The sequence below is a fragment of the Stenotrophomonas sp. YJH_SMC_57 genome (assembly GCF_059369755.1).
The window spans coordinates 15,678-37,602 of record NZ_JCAFSZ010000010.1; the positions used below are offsets into that span (position 1 = coordinate 15,678).

Consider the following 21,925-nt stretch of genomic DNA (forward strand, 5'->3'; position numbering starts at 1 on the left):
CCCGATGGGCGGCGTTTTTCGTTTGCCGGTTCAGAGGTGGGTGCCGACCGTTGGTCGGCACGCCTTCAAACCTTACACATCCTCGGCGTCGTCCACATCCGGCCGGATCTGGCTGATCCGCGCCGCGCCGGGGCCGGTGAACGAGATCAGCTGGTCGCCGCGCAGCACCATGCGGCCCACGTGGCGATCGATGCCGTCATAGGAATACTCGAACTTGAAGGTGCGCTCGAAACCGAGCCGGCCATCCTCGCCACGCGACAATCGCAGGCCGGTGGCGTGCACCGCCTGGTCCAGCCATTGCACGTCGGCGGCGCGGCAGGCATTGCGGCCCAGCTCGACCGCGCGCTCGGCGGCCGAACGGGCGGCGTTCCAGAAGAAATAGATGATTCCGCCGGCAATCAGCAACAGCAGCAGGGTGGGCATGGCGTCAGCGGTCAGAGGTCGATCCGGCAAAGATGGCGGCGAACGCGCGCTGGATCAAGCGTTGCAGTCACCGCCGCGGTTGCGGTTCGCTGGACACTGGCTGCGCGGGCACGATGGCCGGTTGCGGCGGCGGCGCGGTCTGCATCGGCGTCGCAGTGGGCGAGGGCATCAACAACGGCGAGGTGGCGGTCAGCTGCAGCAGCGCGGCCCAGTCCTGGCGGTTGAAACTGCATTCGTCTTCGCGGCCCGGTGTGCAGCTGGGGTCGATGCCGGTGCTGCTGCGTTCGCGTGCCGGCGGCAGCTGGATCAGCCCGGTGCGGTCCAGCGGCAGCAGCCGCATCGCCACGGTATTCATCACGTTGCCCCCCACCAGATACAGGGTCTGATCGCCGCCGAGGTTGGCCGCCACCACCACTTCGCAATGTGATTTCCAGTGGCCGACCGAACCGTTGCCGAGCGCCTGTACCAGCCCGCTGTAGCTCAGCGTGGTGCTGCGGTCGCGCAGGAAGCACAGCAGATCGCCCGGCGCGGGCTTTGCGGTCGCGGGATCGACCAGCCGATAGGGCACGCCGGAAGGGCCGCCCTGGTAGGCGGCACGGATGTAGTCGATGTGGCGCGGCGAGGTGTTGAAGCCGGGCACGCCGGCACGCACCATCACCCAGGAAATGAAGGCGGCAGACCAGGGGTTGTCGACCAGGAACGCGCGGCAGTCGCTGTCGGTGTAGCGCGTGCCCAGTGGCGCCAGGCAGCTGCTGGCGCCGGCGATGCTGCCCATCGCGTTGAGCGTGCCACTGTCGCGCCAATAGCCGGCTACGCGCTGCCAGGCGATCAGGCCGTTGTCGGCAAGATGCTCGCTCTCGGCCTCGGTGACGCTGAGGCTTGCAGCGCGACCATCGCGATCGATGAAAGGCCGGAACCACAGCCGGTGTTCATTGCAGGCGGTATTGCGGATGGCCACTGCCAACGGGCTCAGGCCGTAGCGGGGCGGTACGTCACAGGCCTCCGCAGCCGCTGCGGAAAAGGGGGCGGCCGCGAGCAGAAGGCAGGCAGGCAAGAGCATCCGGCGCATGCGCGGCTCCTGTGGGGGATGGCCGCAGCGTCGCAGTGCCGTCGTGAACGCAGGGTGTGAGAGTGGTAGTGCCGGCCGCTGGCCGGCACCATGCGACCGCCACCTCAACCCGGCGGCGGGCCCAGCTTCAACGACAGATCGATGGCCTGCACGTGCTTGGTCAGGCCGCCGATGGAAATGCAGTCCACGCCATCCTCCGCGATCGAGCGCAGGCCACCCAGGCCGACGCTGCCGGAGACTTCCAGCGGGATACGGCCGGCGGTGATGCGCACGGCCTCGCGGCGCAGGTCGGGGCTGAAGTCATCCAGCAGGATGCGTTCGCACCCCGCCTCCAGGGCCTGGCGCAGCTGCGCCAGATCCTCCACCTCGACCACAAGCGGCAGCGCAGGCCACTGCCGGCGCGCGCCGGCGACCGCGGCGGCCAGCGAACCGGCGGCGCGGATGTGGTTTTCCTTCAGCATCACCGTGTCGTACAGGCCGAAGCGGTGGTTGTCGCCGCCGCCGCAGCGCACGGCGTACTTCTGCGCCAGGCGCAGGCCGGGCAGGGTCTTGCGGGTGTCGAGGATGCGCGTGCCGGTACCGGCCACGGCGGCCACATAGCGGGCGGTTGTGGTGGCGGTGCCGGACAGCGTCTGCAGGAAGTTCAGCGAGGTGCGCTCGGCGCTGACCAGGCTGCGGCTGCGCCCGTACAGCAGGGCCAGCACGGTGCCTGCGGTGACCGCGTCGCCTTCGGAAACCTGCCATTCGATGCGCACGTCCGGGTCGAGCGCACGGTGGGTGGCGTCGAACCAGGGCCGGCCGGCAATCACCCCATCCTGCTTGCACAGCAGGTAGGCACTGTCGGCCTGGTCGGGCAGCAGGGCGGCGGTGACGTCACCGCTGCCCAGGTCCTCGGCCAGCGCACGCGCGACATCGGCGGCGACAACGGCCGCATCCGGCGTCGGCAGCGCGCTCATGCGGCCGGGAAGTCGGCGATCTGGGCGGTCGGGATGGCTTCCTCGGCCAGCAGCACCGGGATGCCGTCGTCGACGCGGAACACCTGCTTGCGGTCGCGGGTGACCAGCGCTTCGCGCAGCGGCTGCGCCAGCGGGTTGCCATCGGCCTTGTTCACCGCGCCGGCGGAAATGGCCTTGTTGAGGGCTTCCAGGCCCTTGCCATCCAGCAGGGACAGGGGCTGGCGGGTGTCGGGCGACACCAGCAGGTCGAGCAGCTTGCGATCCATGGTTCTTCGTCTTGCGTGGAAGACGGCTAGAATACGTCTTTAAGGCAGGTGACGGCCAATGACCCCCAACCCGATCGCGCCGCTTGTCGGCATCGTCATGGGTTCCCGTTCCGACTGGGAAACCATGCAGCACGCCGCCCAGAAGCTTGAAGCCCTGGGTGTTCCGTTCGAAGTGAAGGTGGTGTCCGCGCATCGGACGCCGGATGTGTTGTTCAGTTACGCCGAGCAGGCGGGCCCGCGTGGCCTGCGCGCGATCATCGCCGGTGCCGGCGGGGCCGCGCACCTGCCGGGCATGATCGCCGCCAAGACCGCCGTGCCGGTGCTGGGCGTGCCGGTGCAGTCCAAGGCCCTCAACGGCATGGATTCGCTGCTGTCGATCGTGCAGATGCCGGCCGGCATCCCGGTCGCCACCTTCGCCATCGGCAATGCCGGCGCCTCCAATGCCGCGCTGTTCGCTGCAGCGATGCTGGCCAGCGACCAGCCGGCGATCGGCCAGGCGCTCGACGCCTTCCGTGCGCGCCAGACCGAAGACGTGATGGCCCACGACGACCCGCGCCAATGAGCCTGACCGTCGGCATCCTGGGCGGCGGCCAGCTCGCCCGCATGATGGTCCTGGCCGGTGCGCCGCTGGGACTGCGCTTCGAACTGTACGATCCGGCGGCCGACGCCTGCAGTGGCCCGCTGGCGCCCCTGACGGTCGGCGCCTTCGATGACCGCCAGGCGCTGGCGGACTTCGCGTCGAAGGTGGATGTGGTCACCTTCGATTTCGAGAACGTGCCCGCCGACAGCGCGCAGTTCCTGGCCGACCGCGTGCCGGTCTACCCGCCGCCGGCCGCGCTGGCCGTGGCCCAGGACCGGCTGAGCGAAAAGACCCTGTTCCAGCAGCTGGGCATCCCGCTGCCGGCCTTCGCCGACATCCGCAGCCGCGACGAGCTGGCTGAGAAGGTGGCCGCGTTCGGCCTGCCGTGCATTCTCAAGACCCGCCGCCTCGGCTATGACGGAAAGGGCCAGTTCCGCCTGCGCAGCGAGGCCGACATCGACGCTGCGTGGGATGCGCTGGGTGCGCAGGTCGAGCACACGGGCCTGATCCTGGAGGGCTTCGTGGCCTTCCAGCGCGAGGTCAGCGTGGTCGCCGTGCGTGGCCGCGATGGCAGCTTCGAGGCGTGGCCGGTTACCGGCAACTGGCATGTCGACGGCGTGCTGTCCGCCAGCGTGGCGCCGGCCGTGCTGTCCGACGCCGAGCAGCAGGCCGCGATCGGCTATGCCCGCCGCGTTGCAGAGCACCTGCAGTACGTGGGCGTGTTCGCGCTGGAGCTGTTCTGCCGCGACGGCGAGCTGCTGGCAAACGAGATGGCGCCGCGAGTGCACAACTCCGGCCACTGGACCATCGAAGGCAGCGAGACCTCGCAGTTCGAGAACCATCTGCGCGCCGTGCTGGGCCTGCCGCTGGGCAGCACCCGCATGCTTGGGCATGCCTGCATGCTGAACTGGCTGGGCACGATGCCGGACCCGGCGCCGGTACTGGGCCAGGCCAGCGGCCATTGGCACGACTACGGCAAGGAGCCACGCGAGGGCCGCAAGGTCGGTCATGCCACGCTGCGCGATGATGATGCTGCGGCACTGGCCGATGCGCTGGACCAGGTCGGCTTGGAGCTGGGTCGTCAGGCCCAGGTGGCGCCGGCCGTGCACGCATTGCGCAAGCGCTGAGCCCGGTAGTGCCGGCCGCTGGCCGGCAATGCAACGATGTGGCGCGCCGGTGCAGGCATCGGCGCAACGTTCCCGGTGATAGCGTGGAACTCCTTTCCCAGGAGTCACGACCATGCTTGACTGGAATGCCTACCGCAAGGAACTGAAGGGCCGCATCGGCGAGATCGGCAAGCTCTCGCCGGATACGGTGAAGGGGTACGCCACCCTGTCCAACGCGGGCGCCCAGACCAACCACCTTGATGCCAAGACCCGTGAGCTGATCGCACTGGCAGTGGCGGTCACCACCCGCTGCGACGGGTGCATCACCGTGCACGTGGACGCTGCGCTGAAGCACGGCGCCAACCGCGAGGAGATCGCCGAAGCGTTGGGCGTGGCCGTGTCGCTCAATGCCGGCGCCGCGCTGGTGTATTCGGCACGGGTGATGGACGCGGTGGCTGCGCACGAGAGCGCGTAGTGCCACGCTCGGTTTCCCGGTAGTGCCGGCCGCTGGCCGGCAGCCCAGGCATCCTTGAGCGCCCGGTGGGTTGCCGGCCAGCGGCCGGCACTACCCCCGGTCGAACAGCCGCCTCAGCGCAGCTGGCTCTCGGCGAATTCCCAGTTGACCATCTGCCAGAACGCATCCAGGTAACGCGAACGGTCGCTCTGGTAGTCGGTGTAGTACGCGTGTTCCCAGACGTCGCAGCACAGCAGCGGGGTGCTGTCGCCGGTCAGCGGGGTGCCGGCATTGCGGGTGGCCTGGATGCCCAGCTGCCCGCCCGGGTGCTGCACCAGCCAGACCCAGCCGGAGCCGAACAGGCCCAGCGCGGTGCGGTTGAATTCCTCGCGCAGGCGCTGCGCGTCGCCGAACTGGCGCTTGACCAGTTCGTCCAGCCGGCCCTGCGGCTCACCGCCACCGCGAGGGCGCAGGCACTGCCAGTAGAAGCCGTGGTTCCAGGCCTGGGCGGCGGCATCGAACAGTTTGCCCTGGGCGTGGCGGACGATCTCTTCCAGTGACGCTTCTTCCCACTCGGTGCCCAGGATGCCGGCGTTGACCGCATCGACATAGGCGCGGTGGTGGCGGCCGTGGTGCAGTTCCAGGGTCTGTGCGGACAGATGCGGCTGCAGGGAGCCGGAAAGGTAGGGCAGGGTGGGCAATTCGACGGGCATGGACAGGTTCGTGGCCAGAGGGGCGGCGGCAGCCGGTTCCATCCGCTTACAATGGCGGCTACCGTGGGCAGTCTAGCCGACCACCGCGGTCGGTTTGTCCGGCGAAGCAAGGAGTGTGGTTGTGGCGGTGATGCAGCAAATCCAGGCCGAGGTCGATCGTTACCCGCTCGTGCTGTTCATGAAGGGCACCCCGCAGTACCCGATGTGCGGCTTCTCCAGCCGCGCCGTACAGGCATTGATGGCGGCCGGCGCTGCCACCCTGCGCACCGTCAATGTGCTCGAGGAGCCCGAGATCCGCGCCAACCTGCCGCGCTTCTCCAACCTGCCGACCTTCCCGCAGCTGTTCATCAACGGTGAACTGATCGGCGGCTGCGACATCGTTCTGGAATTGTTCGAATCCGGCGAGCTCAAGCGCATCGTCGAAGAGGCGACCCAGGGATGAGTGCCTGGCCATCGACGTCACCGACCGACGGGGCGCTCGATGGCCGCCCGTTGCAGGATCGCGTGGTGCTGGTTGCCGGCGCCGGCGGTGGGCTGGGAAGTGCCGCAGCGGTGGCTGCTGCGGCCGCCGGGGCCACGGTCGTGCTGCTGGGGCGCAAGCCGCGCCGGCTGGATCGGGTCTACGCCCAGGTCCAGGCCGTCGGCGCGGAACCGCTGCTGTACCCGTTGGACCTTGAAGGGGCAGGCCCGGATGACTATGCCGAGCTGGCCCAGGCGCTCCAGCGCGAGCTGGGGCGGCTGGACGGGCTGCTGGTCTGCGCCGCGCATTTCCCCGGCCTGACGCCGTTCGAGCTGGCCGACCCTGCCAGTTTCGCCCGCGCGGTGCACGTCACCCTGACCGCCCCGGCGTGGTTGGCCCAGGCCTGCCTGCCGCTGCTGCGGCAACGTGAGGATGCCGCCCTGGTGTTTGCCGTCGACGCTCCGGAGCGGGTCGGGCAGGCCTACTGGGGCGGCTACGGCGTGGCCCAGCATGGCCTGCGTGGCCTGATCACCAGCCTGCACGACGAACTCGGCCGCAGCCCGGTGCGGGTCAGTGGCCTGTACCCGGGGCCGCTGCGCACGGCGCTGCGTGCCCGTGCCTATTCGGTTGACCAGGATCCGGCGGCTCAGGGGCCTGGGCAGGCGGCCGCGGCCGCCGTGACCCTGCTGTCCCTGGCCGGTCAGGCCTGGCGGGGCCAGATTCTCGATGCCAGTGGAGCATTCCCCGGCGGGTGAGTTCCGGGGAAAGACGGAGTGAAGAACCCGTCACGATTGCGTTGCGATCCGGTGCCGTTTGTCGCACAACCGTCACATTGATGGCGTAGCGTGTTAATCTAGTGTTAACCGTTATGGCTGCCTTCAGCCAAGCGGTAGGGAACCCCAGATAACTCTCCGACCAGCCACCCGCAGGGCTGTTTGGATGCGCTTTTTTTCCGCCATCGCCAACTCGCATCGAGGCTACCGAAAAATGACCCACCCACTCCGGATGTCCAAGCTTACCCTTGGTCTCGTGGCTGCACTCGCCGCCGCTCCCGCCTTCGCCCAGAGCACCTCCGCCGGTGTCGGCGGCCAGGTGATGTCCGCCGCAGGCCAGCCTGTCGCCGGTGCTGAAGTCACCATCACCCACACCGAGTCGGGCACCGTTTCGCGTGCCACCACCGATGCGTCGGGTCGATACAATGCGCGCGGCCTGCGCGTGGGTGGTCCGTACACCATCACCATCACCAAGCCGGGTGCTGGCACCAAGACCGAAGAAGGTGTCTACCTGAACCTGAACCAGGTCAACACCGTCAACGCCAACCTGGGCGGTGACCTGGCTGCCACCAACCTGGACGCGGTCAATGTTGTTGCCGCTGCCGTGGGCAGCGACCTGTTCAGCGCCTACAAGATGGGCACCGGCACCAACGTCAACCGCGAGACGCTGGAGTCGCTGCCGTCGGTGAACCGCAACATCCAGGACTACATCCGCCTGGATCCGCGCATCTCGCAGGTCAGCAAGGCTGACGGCGCGATCTCGGTCGGTGGCCAGAACACCCGTTACAACGCCATCCGCATCGACGGCATCGGCGCCGGCGACCCGTTCGGCCTGGAATCCAACAACCTGCCGACCGAGCGTCAGCCGGTGTCGATGGATGCGATCCAGGAAATCAACATCGACATCGCCAACTATGACACCACCATCGCCGGCGGTACCGGTGCGGTGATCAATGCGGTGACCAAGTCGGGTACCAACAACTTCGGCGGCACCGTGTACTACGCGTACCGCGACAAGGACATGGTCCGCAAGGAGCTGGACGGCGTCCGCTTCAACGGCTTCGATGACGAGAAGACCTACGGCATGACCTTCGGCGGCCCGATCGTCAAGGACAAGCTGTTCTTCTTCGCCAACTACGAGAAGATGGAGCGCTCGGCTCCGGGCGTCAGCCTGTCCGATTCGCCGTACGGCAAGGGCACCATCACCGATGCCGACATCACCCGTGCGCAGCAGATCGCCACTGGCTACGGCTTCGACGCAGGCTCGCTCAATCCCCCGGCCAACAAGACCGAGGTGGAAGAGTACGCGCTGAAGATCGACTGGAACATCAACGAGAACCACCGCGCCGCGGTGCGTTACAACAAGCTTGAGCAGAACGTCGTCCGCTTCCCGCAGATCAGCAACAGCGCGATCTCGCTGAGCACCTTCTGGTACCAGCAGCCGAAGACCTACGAATCCTGGATGGGTGAACTGTTCAGCGACTGGTCCGAGAACTTCTCGACCGAGTTCAAGATCTCGCACAAGGAATACACCTCGGTCCGTACCACCCCGTCCAGCCTGCCGCAGATCCAGGTCCGTGGTTTCGGTGCCAGCGGCAATGACTCGCTGTACTTCGGTACCGAGCAGAACTCGCATGTCAATGCGGTCGAGAGCAAGGAGCTGAGCGCCTTCGGTGCCGCCAACTGGTACATCGGCGACCACACCGTCAAGTTCGGTTTCGACTACTCCAAGAACGACCTGATGAACTACTACGGCCGCAACGTCAACGGCGCGTATGTGTTCAACAACCTGGCTGATTTCGCAGCGGGCCGCGTCAACCAGTACGTGGTGCGTGCCCCGCGCGCGGGTGGCAGCTACGACGACATCCCGGCCAATTACACCCTGAAGAACACCGGTCTGTTCATTCAGGACAGCTGGGCGGTCAACAGCAACCTGACCGTGCAGGGCGGCGTCCGCATCGACATGCCGGACTTCAGCAACCAGCGCCTGTACAACCCGCGCATCATGGAGCTGTACGGCTACGACAACACCAAGCTGCCCGACAAGAAGCTGGTGCAGCCGCGCTTCGGCTTCAACTACACCTTCGACAGCGATCGTCCGACCCAGCTGCGCGGCGGCGTGGGCCTGTTCGGTGGCGCGGCCCCGAACGTGTGGCTGGCAGGCGCCTACCAGAACACCGGCCTGAACTACACCGAGTACACCGTTCGTAACCAGACCGGCATTTTCACCCCGAACACCAATCCGCCGTACATCCCGGCTGCGGGTGCCGGTGCTCGCCAGAACGTCGACATCGCTGCGCCGGACCTGAAGCTGCCGTCGGTGTGGAAGTCGAACCTTGCCTTCGACCACGAGCTGCCGTGGTATGGCATCGTCGCGTCGGCTGAGTTCCTGTACACCAAGGTCAAGAGCGGCATCTACTTCGAGCGCCTGGACCTGTACAAGAACGCCGGTGGCCCGTCCTACACCCGCATCGGCCAGGACGGTCGCGAGCTGTACTGGAATGATGCAGGCTACGTGCCGTGCGCCGGCACCAACTGCTCGATCCGCGAAGGCGCGACCGCCGTCGGCGGTGGCACCGTGGGTGGCAAGGCCAACCGTCCGAATGACATGGGCGACGTGCTGCTGATGCGCAACACCGACAAGGGCAGCAGCCGCCAGTTCACCGCTGGCCTGAACAAGCCGCTGACCGAGAACTGGGGCTGGTCGCTGGCTTACACCTACACCGCCGCGAAGGAAGTCAGCCCGCTGACCAGCTCGCAGAACACCTCCAACTGGGGCAGCACCCTGATCGGCACCGCCAACGAGAACGTGGCCTATGATTCGCGCTACGCCATCAAGGACCGCGTGACCGGTTCGATCAACTGGAAGAAGGCGTTCTTCGGCAACTACAACACCACCGTGGGCCTGTTCTACGAAGGTCGTTCGGGTCGTCCGTTCAGCTACATCTACTACAACGACATGAACGGCGATGCCGCTGCCACCACCGGTGCCGGCTACTTCAACGACCTGTTCTATGTGCCGAACGGCCCGGGCGACGTCAAGTTCACCGGCGGCGCGGCGATGGAGAAGGCCTTCTTCGACTGGCTGGCCGCCAACCCGCAGCTGGCGAAGTACCAGGGCCAGATCGCCCCGGCCAACGCCTTCCGCACCAAGTGGGTCAACAGCTTCGACCTGCACATTGCCCAGGAATTCCCGGGCTTCGTGAAGGAGCACAAGGGTGAGCTGGCGCTGGACATCATGAATGTCGGCAACCTGCTCAACAAGAAGTGGGGCCGCATCGAAGATTACGGCTTCAACTCGACCGCCCGCGTGGCCAGCTACGCAGGTATCGATCCGGCCACCGGCAAGTACATCTACAACTTCACCGGCAGCACCGATACCCCGACCATCCAGGAAAACAACAACGACAAGGGCAACACCGGCGTGTCGCGTTGGTCGATGCAGCTGACCCTGAAGTACAAGTTCTGATCCTTCAGAGCCTGATGATGTAAATGGAAACGGCCGGGGAAACCCGGCCGTTTTCCGTTCAGGCGAAAGTCCTTGCGGGCGGCTCTGCATGGGCGTAGCATCCAGAAATGTGCGCGGCGCCAATGCCGCCGAAGCGGTCCCAGGCAGGTGATCACGGGCAGCATATATCCAACGGTCGGGTTTCCCGGCCGTTTTGCTTTTTAAGGGGGCGGCAGTACAGTCGGAAACCTTGAAGGAAGCGAAAAATTGGATATGACCACGAACGAAAAAGCAGCCCGTGCGCTGCCGGTGCAGGACGCACGGATCTACCCGCGCGGTGGGCTGGATGTGCTGTCGCGGGCCGAAGTGGCGCGCCTGCGCGATGCCTCCGCCGGCGGCATGCACGAGCTGCTGCGCCGCTGCGCGCTGGCCGTACTGACCAGCGGCAGTGCCTCTGACGATCCGCGTGCGGCGCGCGATCTGTATCCCGATTTCGACATCCAGGTGGCGCAGCAGGATCGCGGCGTGCGCATCGACCTGGTCAACGCGCCGGCGATGGCCTTCGTCGATGGCGAGATCATCCGCGGTGTCGCCGAACTGCTGTTCGCGGTGGTGCGCGACCTGGCCTACATGGCCATCGAGATGGGCCCGGCCTATGCGGCCGAGCTGGAGTCGTCCGAAGGCATCACCAACGCGGTGTTCGGGCTGCTGCGCAACGCCCGCATCCTCAACCCGGGTGATCCGAACCTGGTGGTGTGCTGGGGCGGCCACTCGATCTCGCGCGACGAATACCTGTACACCAAGCAGGTGGGCTACGAGCTGGGCCTGCGCGGCCTGGACATCTGCACCGGCTGCGGCCCGGGCGCGATGAAGGGCCCGATGAAGGGCGCCACCATCGCCCACGCCAAGCAGCGCCGTACCGTGACGCGTTACATCGGCCTGACCGAGCCGGGCATCATCGCCGCAGAGTCGCCGAACCCGATCGTCAACCACCTGGTGATCATGCCGGACATCGAGAAGCGCCTTGAGGCCTTCGTCCGCATCGGCCACGGCATCATCGTGTTCGCCGGTGGCGTCGGTACCGCCGAAGAAATCCTGTACCTGCTCGGCATCCTGCTGCGCGAGGAAAACAAGGACCTGCCGTTCCCGCTGATCCTCACCGGCCCGACCGTGGCCGCGCCGTACTTCGAGCAGATCGACCGCTTCATCCGCCTGACCCTGGGCGATGAAGCCGCCGAGCGCTACGAGATCATCATCGGTGACCCGGTGGCGGTGGCGAAGAAGATGGCCAACGGCATCAAGCGCGTGCGCGAACACCGCCTGGCGCAGAAGGATTCGTTCTTCTTCAACTGGTCGATCGAGATTCCGTGGGAGTACCAGCAGCCGTTCGTGCCGACCCACGAGGCGATGGCCGCGCTGGACCTGCACCACGGGCGTGCGCCGCACGCGCTGGCGGCCGACCTGCGCCGGGCGTTCTCGGGCATCGTGGCCGGCAACGTGAAGGAAGACGGCATGCGCCGCATCGAGCAGTTCGGGCCGTTCCAGATCCATGGCGACACCGACATGATGCAGGCCCTGGACGCGCTGCTGCGCGCCTTCGTCGAGCAGCGCCGGATGAAGATCTCCGGCGAATACCAGCCCTGCTACCAGGTGCTGGCCTGAGCCTGCACCGGCGCGATGGGGATCGCGCCGGGCCGGAAAGGGAGGGCGGGTCGTCAAGCCTTTGACGCCCGTCGTCCCGGATTGACCGTTCATCCTGCCGCCGCTTGCCGGTGGCAGGGCGATGGCCCATCGTGGCCATCAATACGCTGGGGAGCGTCCAATGTCTTTGCGCCGGGAAAGCGGCTTCACGTTGATCGAACTGATGGTCACCATTGCCGTGGTGGCGGTCCTGGCCGCGATCGCGTTTCCGAGCTTCCAGGGCACCCTGCGTTCCAGCCGGGTGACCTCGGGCAACAATGAAATCCTGGGCCTGCTCAGCCTGGCCCGCAGCGAGGCGATCCGCAGCAACCGCGGCGGCGGCGTGTGCGGCAGCAGCGATGGCGCCAGCTGCGACGGCAGCTGGTCCGGCGGCATGCTGGCCTTCGCCGATACCAATGGTGATGGCGAGATGTCGTCGGGTGAGACCGTCCTGCGCTTCGTCAATGGCAGTCCGAAGCTGACGGTCAGCGGGCCGTCGGAGGTGATCGCCTTCGACGGCCGCGGGCGCCGCAGGGCCAGCACCGATCAGGAGATCCTGCTGGAGCCGGATGTCTGCAGCAAGGACGCGCTGCACAAGCGCACATTGACGGTGAACGCCTCCGGGCAGATCCGCAGCACCAAGGAAGCCTGCCCATGAAATCCCGTTCCATCCGCGCGCGGCAGGCAGGGGGCTTCACCCTGCTCGAAGTGCTGATCGCCATCATCGTGCTGGCATTCGGCCTGCTGGGTTTCGCGCTGCTGCAGACCATGAACGTCCGCTTCGTGCAGAGCGCCAACTACCGCACCCAGGCCACCAATCTTGCCTATGACCTGACCGAGCAGATGCGCAGCAACCGCTACCAGGCGGCGTGGTACACCACTGCGTCGTTCGCGGCAGGCAGCAAGACCGCGGAGAAGGCATGCAGTGCCGACACCGGCGACGTCGCCATTTCCGCCAAGGTCGCGCGCTGGCAGTGCCAGGTGGTGAAGGCGCTGGGTGATGACGCCGGCGCGGAAGTCACCTACAACGGCGGCAAGGTGAAGGTGGCCGTCAGCTGGGGCGACCAGCGCTGGGATCCGGACGATCCGGACAAGGCCACCACCTTCGCCCTGGATACGGAGCTGTGAGCATGGCCATGAACCGTCGTGCCGCCATGACCGGCCTGTCGCTGGTTGAACTGATGGTCGCGCTGGTGATCAGCCTTGTGCTGATGCTGGGCGTGGTCCAGGTGTTCATCGCCTCGCAGACGGCCTCCCGCCTGTCCGAGGGCGCTTCCCGCGTGCAGGAAAACGCGCGCTTCGCGCTGGATTTCCTGGAGCGCGACATCCGCATGGCCGGACACATGGGATGCGTCAACGACCAGGCCCATGTGGTGAAGAACCAGGGCGACCCGGTGTCACACCTGGGGGCAACCTCGGGCGATGGCAGTCCGCTGGATTTCAGCGTGTCCATCCAGGGCTTCGACGCGCCCGAGACGACGCCGGGCGGGAGTCTGACGCTGGGGGCGGACTGGTCGGCTCCGACCGGTCTGCCTACCGCGATCGAAGGGCTCATCCCGGCACCGGCCGGCGGCAGCGATGTGCTGGTCCTGCGCTTTTTCGCGCCGGAAGGCGTGCCGGTCACGGCCATTTCCGCGGACGGCGGCAACGCGCTGCTGGACATGGACAGCACCCGCGTCGCCCGCCTGACCGGCGGTGGCGTGGGCGATCCGACGCTGTTCGGCATCGCCGACTGCGGCCACGCGGATGTGTTCGCGGGCACGTTGAGCGCCGCACGGGTCACCGCCGCCTCGCTCGACCTGTCGCGCTATGCCGCGCAGCCCACCGGGCAGACAATGCTGTATCGCGCCGAGTCGATGGTCTATTACGTGGGCATCAATCCGGAGACGAAGCAGCCGGGCCTGCGCCGCGCGCGCGCCGACAGTGATGGCGCCTACTCGATCAACGAAGAACTGGTGGAAGGCATCGAAAGCCTGCAGCTGATGTACGGCCTGGACAACACCGCCAACATCGGCCTGGACACGCCACCGGCCGGCAACATCACGCAGTTTGCTGCGGCCGACGGCGTCAGCACCGATGCCGATGCCGCGGGTGCCGCTCAATGGCTGCGCGTGGGGCAGGTGCAGGTGGGGCTGCTGGCACGCAGTCCGTCGCCGTCGTCCTCGACCCGCTCGGCCAATGCGCTGTCTGTGCTCGGCGTGGGCTTTGCCAACGGCGACAAGTCCGACGGTCATTACCGCTCCAGCTATGAAGTGTCGATTGCGCTGCGCAATCGCCTGTTCGGAAACTGACCATGACTCCTTTCCCGCGTTCCTTCCGGCCTGTCGCCGCTCCCGCCCAGCAGCGCGGTGCGGTGCTGTATGTGGCCCTGGTGATGCTCATCCTGCTGGCGCTGCTCGGAATTGCCGGCATGCAGGTGGCCGGCATGCAGGAAAAGATGGCGGCCAACTACCGGGCGGCCAACCGCGCTTTCCAGAATTCGGAAGGCGTGGTGCGGGCGGCCGAGCGTTCGGTCGAGCAGATCACCAATCGCGAAAGCGTGAGCGAGGGCAGCCTGCTGCAGGCGGGGGATGTATCGCGTGTCTGCGATGACGGCTTCGATCCGGCCAGCTGGGCGGAGGACCGGCGCGACGAGACGGCGCCGGCCGTCAACGTGCGGCAGATCGACAGCTGCGTAGTCGGCGAATCGTCGCTGGACATGGGCCGGCCGCTGGACGACACCACACCGATCTACCAGATCACCGGGTTCGCTACCGACGATGCCGATGCGAGCTCGTCGTCGGTGGTGATCGACACCGTATTCAAACTCTGAGGACGCAGGCCATGGCTTCGCGCAAATTCCGCTTCATGGCCGCAGGCGGCGCCGCACTGGCGCTGGGGGGAGGCTACTTCATCTACAGCCTGATGGCCGCCCAGGCCCAGGGCACGCTGGCACAGGCGCCGCTTAACATCCAGGTGCAGACGCCGCCAGCGTTCCTGATGGCGCTGGACGATTCCGGTTCGATGCTGTGGGAAACGCTGAACAATACGCGCGACGGTGCTTATCGCTGGGATGGCAGCAGCTTCTACAACAAGGGAATAGCCAACGGATTCGATGGTTCGGGGCAGCGTTACCTGTATGTGTTTCCGAGTTATGGGCGGGATAGCAATGTGGCTATCCCGCCGTTGGATAACTTTGGATTCGCGCGTTCGCCAGATGTCAATTCATCCTATTACGATCCCCGTGAGAGCTACCCGGGCTGGAAGACGGGACTGTCTGCACCGGCAACCTCCAATTACCTGGAGATCAAAGCGGCCAGTGCTCCTCTCGATCCCCGGCCGGCCGGCGCGCCCGCCAAGATCGGTGGTGCGCTGAATCTGACGGCGGACTCGCTGTTGACCAGCATGCAGACTGGCGGCAGGGATTCGGGAAGCTGGCGATTCCGCTTCCGTTCCGGGATGAAACTGCCGGTAGGCACCCGTATCGAGCGCGGCCGGTGCAGCTTGAGCGGTGGAGCTGTGCAGGGGGAGGGAACGTTTGACAGAGTCACCCGTGAGACTTCCATCAACAGCTCAAGCTGCGACGCTGCTGTGGCTTTCTACCCGGCGACGTTCTTCCTTGAGAATCCCGCTACGCTTCCTGCGGATTACGGCTATACCGCCACACCGGTAGCTATTGCCAGTTCGCCGGGTGGCCGGCCGGGGACGCTGTACAAGTACGAGATCAAGCTTGCGAACTTCGGCAATAACCAAGCGAAGTACGACAATGCCATGCAGAGCTTCGCAAACTGGTTCAGCCTGTACCGGACTCGCCGCGAGGCGTTGATCGGCGCAGCCACCAATGCGCTGTATGACACCACCAATCTGCGAGTGGGCTGGTTCCGCATCAATGGTCGACGTCCAGTGACCATGTTCGACATGACGACCGAGTCGCAAAGGGCGAAGCTGCTCAGCGAAATCACCCGTGAAATGCGGGCCGACGACAGTACGCCCAATCGTTCTGCCGCCGACTACCTGGGCCAGCAGTTCCAGCGCACGGATGAAGGGGCTCCTGTGCTTCTGGCCTGCCAGAAGAATGCGGGCATGCTGTTCACCGATGGTTACATCAATGAAGATGGAAACACGACATTGATGAAGGATCTGGTGGCACCGTACTACAAGGGCCCTCTGGTTCCTTCGCTTGATAACGGTTCGGTGCCGGTTCCTGCAGAGTGCAAGGGTTCCAGTCCGGACGCTTCACTGGACTGCAACAAGCAGCTGCACATGAATTTCTACGGTGTGACGCTGGGTACGCAGGGCAAGGAGTTCGGCGTCAAGTACCTGCCGGACCCGGAGCGGCCCTGGGTCCTGAGTCCTGACCCCTACGTGACAAAGCCCAATTTCCCGACCACAACGCAGAACCTCAAGCCGGAGGCAGTCGACGAGCTGTGGAACGCGGTGTATGACAGCCACGGCGAAATGGTCAATGCCACGCGCCCGGGCGAGATCACTGCTGCCATGCGTCGTATCATCAGCAACGTCGCCCAGGGCGCAACGCCGTCCGGTTCGCGTTCGTTGACCGGTGCGCGCATCGGCGTGGGCTCGCTGTCGGTGGAGCCGTTCTACGAGGCAACCAACAACGGCACGGACTGGTATGGAAAGCTGCATGCCTTCAAGCTGAAGGTTGATGCGACCACCCGCGCAATCGTTTCTGAAGAAGCGTGGGAAGCGGCCGCGCAGATGCCGGCGGCCGCATCGCGCCGCATTCGCTTCTGGCGCGATGGTGCGCTGGTGGACTTCACCGGTGGCAATGTCAGCCTGGCCAATCTGTGCGACAAGTCGGGTGTGATGTATCCGGGCATCCTGATCTGCAGCGCTTCGGAACTGGAAGGACTGGCGACGGACTCGACGACGGCAGTGGCATACCTGCGCGGAGATGTCAGCCATGAGAAGCGCAACGGCGGCAAGTTGCGCGACCGCAGTACGGTACTGGGCGACATCATCACCTCCACCCCGGCCCTGAGCTCGCCGCTGGATGACTACGGTTTCCGCCGCCTGCCAGGCTCGATGGGCACCAGTTATGCCGACTACATGGTCACCAAGCGCAATGACCACAGGTATATGGTCTATGCCGCTGCCAACGACGGCATGCTGCACGCCTTCGATGGCGGCATGGGGGCCGACGGGGAGATGGATGGTGAAGGTGGCAAGGAGCTGTTTGCGTACATTCCGTCCACGTCGTTGGGCCACATGGGCAACCTGCTGCTGCCCAACGACCCCACCAACCAGAACGTCCAGCGCTTCCAGCATCGCTACTACGTCGATGGCCCGGTGACGGTCAGCGATACCTATGGCAGCAACGGCTGGACCACCTCGCTGGTAGGCACGGCCGGAGCTGGCGGGCGCAGCGTGTTCGCACTGGATGTGTCCGATCCTGCCCAGTTCGGCGGTTCCGGCTCGCTGCTGTGGGAGATCAGCGATCTCAACGCCGCACTGGATGAAGAGGTGCGCGCCAACATCGGCCACGTGCTGGGCAAGCCGGTGATCGTGCCGATGAAGAACGCCGACGGTTCGGTGGGCTTCCGCGCGATATTTGGCAACGGCTATGAAAGCAGGAGTGGCAAGGCCGTGTTGTTCGTTGTCGACATGCTGGCCAGCAGCACGCCGACCATCCGCATGATCGAGGCGGTCGAGTCGGGTCAGAACCTGCCTGCCGGCAATAATGGCCTGGGCAATATCGTCGTGGTCGATCGCTGGGGTGGGACGAGCCAGAACGACCGGGTGCGCGACGGCCTGGCCGATACCGTCTATGCTGCTGACAAGCGGGGTGCGATCTGGAAATTCGACCTGCGCGATGATGCAGCACCGACGGCGCCGCTGTTCACCACCGATACCCATGTCGATCGCAGCGACCAGCGGACCTACCGCCAGCCGATTACCGGTGGCATGACGGTGACCACGGGGGCCTCCGGTGGTGTGATGCTGATCTTCGGCACCGGCAGCTTCTCCTACTACGGCGATGAGAACGACGCGGCGGTGCAGGCGCTGTATGGCATCAACGACACCGACGCCGGGCAGCCCGGAACGACGCTGACCTCAGCCAACCTGCGTCCGTTCACGGCACAGTTCGACAATGGCATGCGCACCCTTTCGCCAGGGACTGTTCCGGCGCAGAGTCGTGGCTGGACTGTGACGCTGTCAGGCAAGGAGCGTGCGGTGGGTAATCCGCGCATTGTTTCGGGTGTGGTGTTCATGCCGACCTACATTCCTTCAGAGTCCCAGGGCTGTTCGGTGGATGGTGCGAACTGGGTGTTCGGCCTGCAGGCCAGCAGTGGCGAGGCGGCGATGTCACAGGTGCGCTTTGGTGCTCCTGATGGCGCGTCGCCCGGCGCAGGCACGGCTGGCGTGCCCTTGAGTACGGGCGGCAACGCGCCGGTGCGGGATGTCACCACTTCGGTGGTGCCACGGCTGGCGCCGCCGGACCCGGGCAAGCCTGGCAGTCCGCCGCCGAAGCCCCCGGGCGATGCCTGCATGATGCAGATTTCGGTGGCTGGCGCGGAGCCGATGTACCTGCCGTACCCCTGCGGTCGCCAGTCGTGGAGGCAGATCCAGTGATCGACGTTCCTTCTTTGCAGGCACCAGGAGCCACCGCAATGCGTACACCGTGGATGGCGGGCCGCCTGGCCCGCGGTTTCAGCCTGATCGAACTGATGATCGTGGTGGCGGTTGTGGCGATCCTTGCTGCGATCGCCTATCCGAACTACAGCGCGCATGTGCTCAAGTCGCGGCGTGCGCAGGCCAAGGCCGATCTGGTGGAGTACGCGCAGCTGGCCGAGCGCTACCACACCATCAACAACACCTATGTGGGCTTCACCTTCCCCGGCGGAGCTGAGTCCATCAACTCGCCACGCGAGGGTGGCACCGCGGCCTACACCCTGTCCATGGAGACCGGGCAGTCGACGTTCACGTTCACTGCAGCGGCGGCCAATGCCCAGACCAAGGACAAATGTGGCGACCTGACGCTCAACCAGGCCAACGTGAAGACGTCGCAGGCAACACTGTCCGACTGCTGGTGACGCGAGCGGGAAGCTGCCTGCAAGGGTGCGTGAAAGAGTGTTGCACTCTCTGTTCGAGGTGATTACAATGCGCCTCCCCGCCCGAATAGCTCAGCCGGTTAGAGCACTTGACTGTTAATCAGGGGGTCGTTGGTTCGAGTCCAACTTCGGGCGCCAAGCATTACGCATCAAAGGCTTGCGGTTATCCGCAGGCCTTTTTTGTTGTCAGCAGGGTGGGCCGTCCTGGCTGCGGGTCGAGCGGATTCTGCCGCTGTTGCTGACGATGACCCGGGCGTGCTCCCGGTCGTCCGCGCAGATGCGCAGCGTCAGGTTCGCACCGGGACTGCGGCCATCCGGCTGGAAGTAGATCTGCGGCCGGCCGCTGCTGCTGGCCGCGCTGATCCTGACGCTGGACAGGCCGGACTGGTGCAGCAGGATGGAGTCGGTGGAGGAGGGGGGCTCTCGCCGGCCATCGGTCCTGTACACGATCCAGCCCTGGCTCCAATCGTCGCCGCAGTGGTACCCGTCGGGGCTTGCGCACAGGCCGATCAGCGCACTGCGCATGATGGCCTGGTAGCGCGCGGTGGCCAGACCGGACTGCAGGCTGAGGCGGGTGGATTCCGCCCGTTGATGCAGCATCAGTTCCCGCAGCGCGGGCCAGCCGGCTGCCAGCAGGACAGCAAGGACCGCCACCACCACCAGCAGTTCGAGCAGATGGATGCCGTGCTGCGTGTCGGGGCTGGAAGCAGGAGGGAGGCGCATGCATCCAGCCTCGCTGCCGCGCAGGGACTGCGCCATCAGGCAGCGCCGCGCTCGGCTGCCCGGAAACCCCTCAGCCGGCCGTCACTCCTGGCCCCGTATACTCACCCTTCCCGGGAACTGGCAACACCATGAGCGACCGTTTTGAACTCGTCTCGCCGTACTCGCCGGCGGGCGACCAGCCCGATGCCATCGCGAAGCTGACCAGCAACTTCGAAGCGGGCATCGCCAAGCAGACCCTGCTGGGCGTCACCGGCTCGGGCAAGACCTACACCATCGCCAACGTCATCCAGAACGTGCAGAAGCCGACGCTGATCATGGCGCCGAACAAGACGCTGGCGGCGCAGCTGTATGGCGAGTTCAAGGCGTTCTTCCCGCACAACGCGGTGGAGTACTTCGTCAGCTACTACGATTACTACCAGCCGGAAGCCTATGTGCCGTCATCGGACACCTTCATCGAGAAGGACAGTTCGATCAACGAGCACATCGAGCAGATGCGCCTGGCCGCGACCAAGACCCTGTTGTCGCGCCCGGATGCGATCGTGGTGGCGACCGTATCGGCGATCTATGGCCTGGGTGCACCCGAGGATTACCTGTCGCTGCGCCTGATCCTGTCCAAGGGCGAGCGCATCGACCAGCGCGACCTGATCAATCACCTGACCCAGCTGCAGTACACGCGCAACGAGTACGAACTGCAGCGCGGTACGTTCCGCGTGCGCGGCGAAGTGATCGATGTGTTCCCGGCCGAGTCGGACAGCGAGGCGCTGCGCCTGGAGCTGTTCGATGGCGAGGTTGAGAAGATCACCCTGTTCGACCCGCTCACCGGCGAGACGCTGCGCAACATGCAGCGCTTCACCGTGTACCCGAAGACCCATTACGCGACCACCCGCGAGCGAGTGCTGGCGGCGGTGGACACCATCAAGGTCGAGCTGAAGGAGCGGTTGGAGCAGCTGTACGCGGAGAACAAGCTGGTCGAGGCGCAGCGCCTGGCCCAGCGCACCCAGTTCGACATCGAAATGATGGCCGAGGTCGGCTTCTGCAACGGCATCGAGAACTACTCGCGTCACCTCACCGGCAAGAATGCCGGCGAGCCGCCGCCGACCCTGTTCGACTACCTGCCGCCCGACGCACTGCTGGTGATCGACGAATCGCACGTGACCATTCCGCAGATCGGCGCGATGTTCAAGGGCGATCGCTCGCGCAAGGAGACCCTGGTCGAATTCGGCTTCCGGTTGCCCTCTGCGCTGGACAATCGTCCGCTTCGCTTCGAGGAGTGGGAAGAGCGCTGCCCACGTGCGATCTACGTGTCGGCTACGCCCGGTCCCTATGAATATCGTGAAGCGGGTGACGAGATCACCGAGCTGGTGGTGCGCCCGACCGGCCTGATCGACCCGGTGGTGGAGATCCGCCCGGTCGGTACCCAGGTCGATGACCTGATGAGCGAGGCCAACGAGCGCATCAAGGCTGGCGACCGCGTGCTGGTCACCACGCTGACCAAGCGCATGGCGGAGAATCTCACCGAGTACCTCACCGAGCATGGCATCCGCGTGCGCTACCTGCATTCGGACGTGGACACGGTCGAGCGCGTGGAGATCATCCGCGACCTGCGCCTGGGCAAGTTCGACGTGCTGGTCGGCATCAACCTGCTGCGCGAAGGCCTGGACATGCCCGAGGTGTCGCTGGTGGCGATCCTCGATGCCGACAAGGAGGGTTTCCTGCGCTCCACCGGCTCGCTGATCCAGACCATCGGCCGAGCGGCGCGCAACGTGCGCGGCAAGGCGATCCTCTATGCGGACAAGATCACCCGTTCGATGCAGGCGGCGATCGACGAGACCGACCGCCGCCGCGCCAAGCAGGTCGAGTACAACGAGGAACACGGCATCGTGCCGCGCTCGGTGGCGCGGCCGATTGTCGACGTGCTGGAAGGCGCCCGTTCCGATGCGGCCGAAAAGGAAGCCAAGAAGGGCAAGGGCAAGAGCCGGGCAGGCGTGGCAGAGGAAGGGGCCGACTACCGGTCGCTCAGCCCGGCCCAGCTGGCCACCCGGCTCAAGGCGCTGGAACAGCAGATGTACCAGCATGCCAAGGACCTGGAGTTCGAGGATGCGGCACGCGTGCGCGACCAGATCCGGCAGCTGAAGGAAGCCAGCCTGGGCTGAACGTGGCAGGGCAGCCGCATCTTCACAAAAGTGTTGCGCTTCACGGCTGGCATCCGTAATATACGCGGC

20 protein-coding genes and 1 tRNA gene are annotated in these 21,925 nt (G+C 65.8%); 15 read left to right on the plus strand and 6 right to left on the minus strand.

Annotated features, from left to right (window positions below):
• Positions 1 to 72 precede the first annotated feature (72 nt).
• The 4 genes from AC5P7U_RS14580 to AC5P7U_RS14595 all read right to left on the minus strand — a co-directional run bounded on the left by AC5P7U_RS14580 (position 73) and on the right by AC5P7U_RS14595 (position 2,714).
• Positions 73 to 423 carry a DUF3301 domain-containing protein gene (locus AC5P7U_RS14580; protein WP_049436544.1) on the minus strand — a complete coding sequence of 117 codons (351 nt, stop codon included), beginning with the start codon at positions 421 to 423 and terminating at the stop codon, positions 73 to 75.
• A gap of 67 nt (positions 424 to 490) precedes the next feature.
• The gene (locus AC5P7U_RS14585) at positions 491 to 1,492 is read right to left on the minus strand and encodes a DUF2272 domain-containing protein (protein WP_197565086.1); all 1,002 of its coding nucleotides are present in this window, start codon (positions 1,490 to 1,492) and stop codon (positions 491 to 493) included.
• Positions 1,493 to 1,596: 104 nt separating this feature from the next.
• Positions 1,597 to 2,448, minus strand: coding sequence for a carboxylating nicotinate-nucleotide diphosphorylase (nadC, locus tag AC5P7U_RS14590; protein ID WP_197565087.1), 852 nt, complete (start codon positions 2,446 to 2,448; stop codon positions 1,597 to 1,599).
• Positions 2,445 to 2,714 (minus strand): Trm112 family protein, encoded by a 270-nt coding sequence (locus AC5P7U_RS14595; RefSeq protein WP_005408847.1) that lies wholly within the window; start codon positions 2,712 to 2,714, stop codon positions 2,445 to 2,447. The genes nadC and AC5P7U_RS14595 overlap by 4 nt, the downstream gene beginning before the upstream one ends.
• A gap of 58 nt (positions 2,715 to 2,772) precedes the next feature.
• Here AC5P7U_RS14595 and purE point away from each other — a divergent pair, with 58 nt between their 5' ends.
• From purE to AC5P7U_RS14610, 3 genes are all read left to right on the plus strand, one after another.
• Positions 2,773 to 3,276 carry a 5-(carboxyamino)imidazole ribonucleotide mutase gene (purE, locus tag AC5P7U_RS14600; protein ID WP_005412808.1) on the plus strand — a complete coding sequence of 168 codons (504 nt, stop codon included), beginning with the start codon at positions 2,773 to 2,775 and terminating at the stop codon, positions 3,274 to 3,276.
• Positions 3,273 to 4,421, plus strand: coding sequence for a 5-(carboxyamino)imidazole ribonucleotide synthase (locus AC5P7U_RS14605; RefSeq protein ID WP_197565088.1), 1,149 nt, complete (start codon positions 3,273 to 3,275; stop codon positions 4,419 to 4,421). The genes purE and AC5P7U_RS14605 overlap by 4 nt, the downstream gene beginning before the upstream one ends.
• Before the next feature lie 112 nt (positions 4,422 to 4,533).
• The gene (locus AC5P7U_RS14610) at positions 4,534 to 4,875 is read left to right on the plus strand and encodes a carboxymuconolactone decarboxylase family protein (protein ID WP_006429504.1); all 342 of its coding nucleotides are present in this window, start codon (positions 4,534 to 4,536) and stop codon (positions 4,873 to 4,875) included.
• A gap of 113 nt (positions 4,876 to 4,988) precedes the next feature.
• On the opposite strand, the gene AC5P7U_RS14615 is transcribed toward AC5P7U_RS14610, so the two are convergent.
• A complete protein-coding gene (locus AC5P7U_RS14615) occupies positions 4,989 to 5,567 on the minus strand; it encodes a Fe-Mn family superoxide dismutase (RefSeq protein WP_197563408.1) in 579 nt (192 codons plus the stop codon).
• 121 nt (positions 5,568 to 5,688) lie between these two features.
• On the opposite strand from AC5P7U_RS14615, the gene grxD reads away from it, so the two are divergent.
• From grxD to AC5P7U_RS14670, 11 genes are all read left to right on the plus strand, one after another.
• The gene (grxD, locus tag AC5P7U_RS14620; protein WP_006429513.1) at positions 5,689 to 6,009 is read left to right on the plus strand and encodes a Grx4 family monothiol glutaredoxin; all 321 of its coding nucleotides are present in this window, start codon (positions 5,689 to 5,691) and stop codon (positions 6,007 to 6,009) included.
• A complete protein-coding gene (locus AC5P7U_RS14625) occupies positions 6,006 to 6,782 on the plus strand; it encodes an SDR family NAD(P)-dependent oxidoreductase (protein ID WP_197563410.1) in 777 nt (258 codons plus the stop codon). Before grxD ends, AC5P7U_RS14625 begins: the two co-directional genes overlap by 4 nt.
• Before the next feature lie 232 nt (positions 6,783 to 7,014).
• Positions 7,015 to 10,269: a TonB-dependent receptor gene (locus AC5P7U_RS14630; RefSeq protein ID WP_197563412.1), complete on the plus strand. Its 3,255-nt coding sequence runs from the start codon at positions 7,015 to 7,017 to the stop codon at positions 10,267 to 10,269.
• 252 nt (positions 10,270 to 10,521) lie between these two features.
• Entirely contained in the window at positions 10,522 to 11,910 is a 1,389-nt protein-coding gene (ppnN, locus tag AC5P7U_RS14635; RefSeq protein WP_006429576.1) for a nucleotide 5'-monophosphate nucleosidase PpnN, read from the plus strand.
• Between the two features lie 160 nt (positions 11,911 to 12,070).
• Positions 12,071 to 12,586 carry a GspH/FimT family pseudopilin gene (locus tag AC5P7U_RS14640; protein WP_006429631.1) on the plus strand — a complete coding sequence of 172 codons (516 nt, stop codon included), beginning with the start codon at positions 12,071 to 12,073 and terminating at the stop codon, positions 12,584 to 12,586.
• Entirely contained in the window at positions 12,583 to 13,056 is a 474-nt protein-coding gene (gene pilV, locus AC5P7U_RS14645) for a type IV pilus modification protein PilV (protein WP_006429632.1), read from the plus strand. Before AC5P7U_RS14640 ends, pilV begins: the two co-directional genes overlap by 4 nt.
• A 2-nt stretch (positions 13,057 to 13,058) precedes the next feature.
• Positions 13,059 to 14,219 (plus strand): PilW family protein, encoded by a 1,161-nt coding sequence (locus AC5P7U_RS14650; RefSeq protein WP_006429634.1) that lies wholly within the window; start codon positions 13,059 to 13,061, stop codon positions 14,217 to 14,219.
• A 2-nt stretch (positions 14,220 to 14,221) separates the two neighbouring features.
• Positions 14,222 to 14,740 (plus strand): pilus assembly PilX family protein, encoded by a 519-nt coding sequence (locus AC5P7U_RS14655; protein WP_006429636.1) that lies wholly within the window; start codon positions 14,222 to 14,224, stop codon positions 14,738 to 14,740.
• Positions 14,741 to 14,751: 11 nt separating this feature from the next.
• A complete protein-coding gene (locus AC5P7U_RS14660) occupies positions 14,752 to 18,501 on the plus strand; it encodes a pilus assembly protein (protein WP_006429638.1) in 3,750 nt (1,249 codons plus the stop codon).
• Between the two features lie 38 nt (positions 18,502 to 18,539).
• Positions 18,540 to 18,962 carry a type IV pilin protein gene (locus AC5P7U_RS14665; RefSeq protein WP_006429640.1) on the plus strand — a complete coding sequence of 141 codons (423 nt, stop codon included), beginning with the start codon at positions 18,540 to 18,542 and terminating at the stop codon, positions 18,960 to 18,962.
• A 79-nt stretch (positions 18,963 to 19,041) separates the two neighbouring features.
• Positions 19,042 to 19,118: transfer RNA gene (locus AC5P7U_RS14670), tRNA-Asn, on the plus strand.
• 48 nt (positions 19,119 to 19,166) lie between these two features.
• On the opposite strand, the gene AC5P7U_RS14675 is transcribed toward AC5P7U_RS14670, so the two are convergent.
• Positions 19,167 to 19,661, minus strand: a complete 495-nt coding sequence (locus AC5P7U_RS14675) for a GspH/FimT family protein (protein ID WP_197563459.1) — start codon at positions 19,659 to 19,661, stop codon at positions 19,167 to 19,169.
• Positions 19,662 to 19,831: 170 nt separating this feature from the next.
• On the opposite strand from AC5P7U_RS14675, the gene uvrB reads away from it, so the two are divergent.
• Positions 19,832 to 21,856, plus strand: a complete 2,025-nt coding sequence (uvrB, locus tag AC5P7U_RS14680) for an excinuclease ABC subunit UvrB (protein WP_006429643.1) — start codon at positions 19,832 to 19,834, stop codon at positions 21,854 to 21,856.
• Positions 21,857 to 21,925 lie beyond the last annotated feature (69 nt).

Excerpts from the sequence above, each read along its gene's own strand:
- AC5P7U_RS14580 (WP_049436544.1), bottom strand. The coding sequence starts at position 423 with ATGCCCACCCTGCTGCTGTTGCTGATTGCCGGCGGAATCATCTATTTC.
- AC5P7U_RS14585 (WP_197565086.1), bottom strand. The coding sequence starts at position 1,492 with ATGCGCCGGATGCTCTTGCCTGCCTGCCTTCTGCTCGCGGCCGCCCCC.
- nadC (WP_197565087.1), bottom strand. The coding sequence starts at position 2,448 with ATGAGCGCGCTGCCGACGCCGGATGCGGCCGTTGTCGCCGCCGATGTC.
- AC5P7U_RS14595 (WP_005408847.1), bottom strand. The coding sequence starts at position 2,714 with ATGGATCGCAAGCTGCTCGACCTGCTGGTGTCGCCCGACACCCGCCAG.
- purE (WP_005412808.1), top strand. The coding sequence starts at position 2,773 with ATGACCCCCAACCCGATCGCGCCGCTTGTCGGCATCGTCATGGGTTCC.
- AC5P7U_RS14605 (WP_197565088.1), top strand. The coding sequence starts at position 3,273 with ATGAGCCTGACCGTCGGCATCCTGGGCGGCGGCCAGCTCGCCCGCATG.
- AC5P7U_RS14610 (WP_006429504.1), top strand. The coding sequence starts at position 4,534 with ATGCTTGACTGGAATGCCTACCGCAAGGAACTGAAGGGCCGCATCGGC.
- AC5P7U_RS14615 (WP_197563408.1), bottom strand. The coding sequence starts at position 5,567 with ATGCCCGTCGAATTGCCCACCCTGCCCTACCTTTCCGGCTCCCTGCAG.
- AC5P7U_RS14625 (WP_197563410.1), top strand. The coding sequence starts at position 6,006 with ATGAGTGCCTGGCCATCGACGTCACCGACCGACGGGGCGCTCGATGGC.
- AC5P7U_RS14630 (WP_197563412.1), top strand. The coding sequence starts at position 7,015 with ATGACCCACCCACTCCGGATGTCCAAGCTTACCCTTGGTCTCGTGGCT.
- ppnN (WP_006429576.1), top strand. The coding sequence starts at position 10,522 with ATGACCACGAACGAAAAAGCAGCCCGTGCGCTGCCGGTGCAGGACGCA.
- AC5P7U_RS14640 (WP_006429631.1), top strand. The coding sequence starts at position 12,071 with ATGTCTTTGCGCCGGGAAAGCGGCTTCACGTTGATCGAACTGATGGTC.
- pilV (WP_006429632.1), top strand. The coding sequence starts at position 12,583 with ATGAAATCCCGTTCCATCCGCGCGCGGCAGGCAGGGGGCTTCACCCTG.
- AC5P7U_RS14650 (WP_006429634.1), top strand. The coding sequence starts at position 13,059 with ATGGCCATGAACCGTCGTGCCGCCATGACCGGCCTGTCGCTGGTTGAA.
- AC5P7U_RS14655 (WP_006429636.1), top strand. The coding sequence starts at position 14,222 with ATGACTCCTTTCCCGCGTTCCTTCCGGCCTGTCGCCGCTCCCGCCCAG.
- AC5P7U_RS14660 (WP_006429638.1), top strand. The coding sequence starts at position 14,752 with ATGGCTTCGCGCAAATTCCGCTTCATGGCCGCAGGCGGCGCCGCACTG.
- AC5P7U_RS14665 (WP_006429640.1), top strand. The coding sequence starts at position 18,540 with ATGCGTACACCGTGGATGGCGGGCCGCCTGGCCCGCGGTTTCAGCCTG.
- uvrB (WP_006429643.1), top strand. The coding sequence starts at position 19,832 with ATGAGCGACCGTTTTGAACTCGTCTCGCCGTACTCGCCGGCGGGCGAC.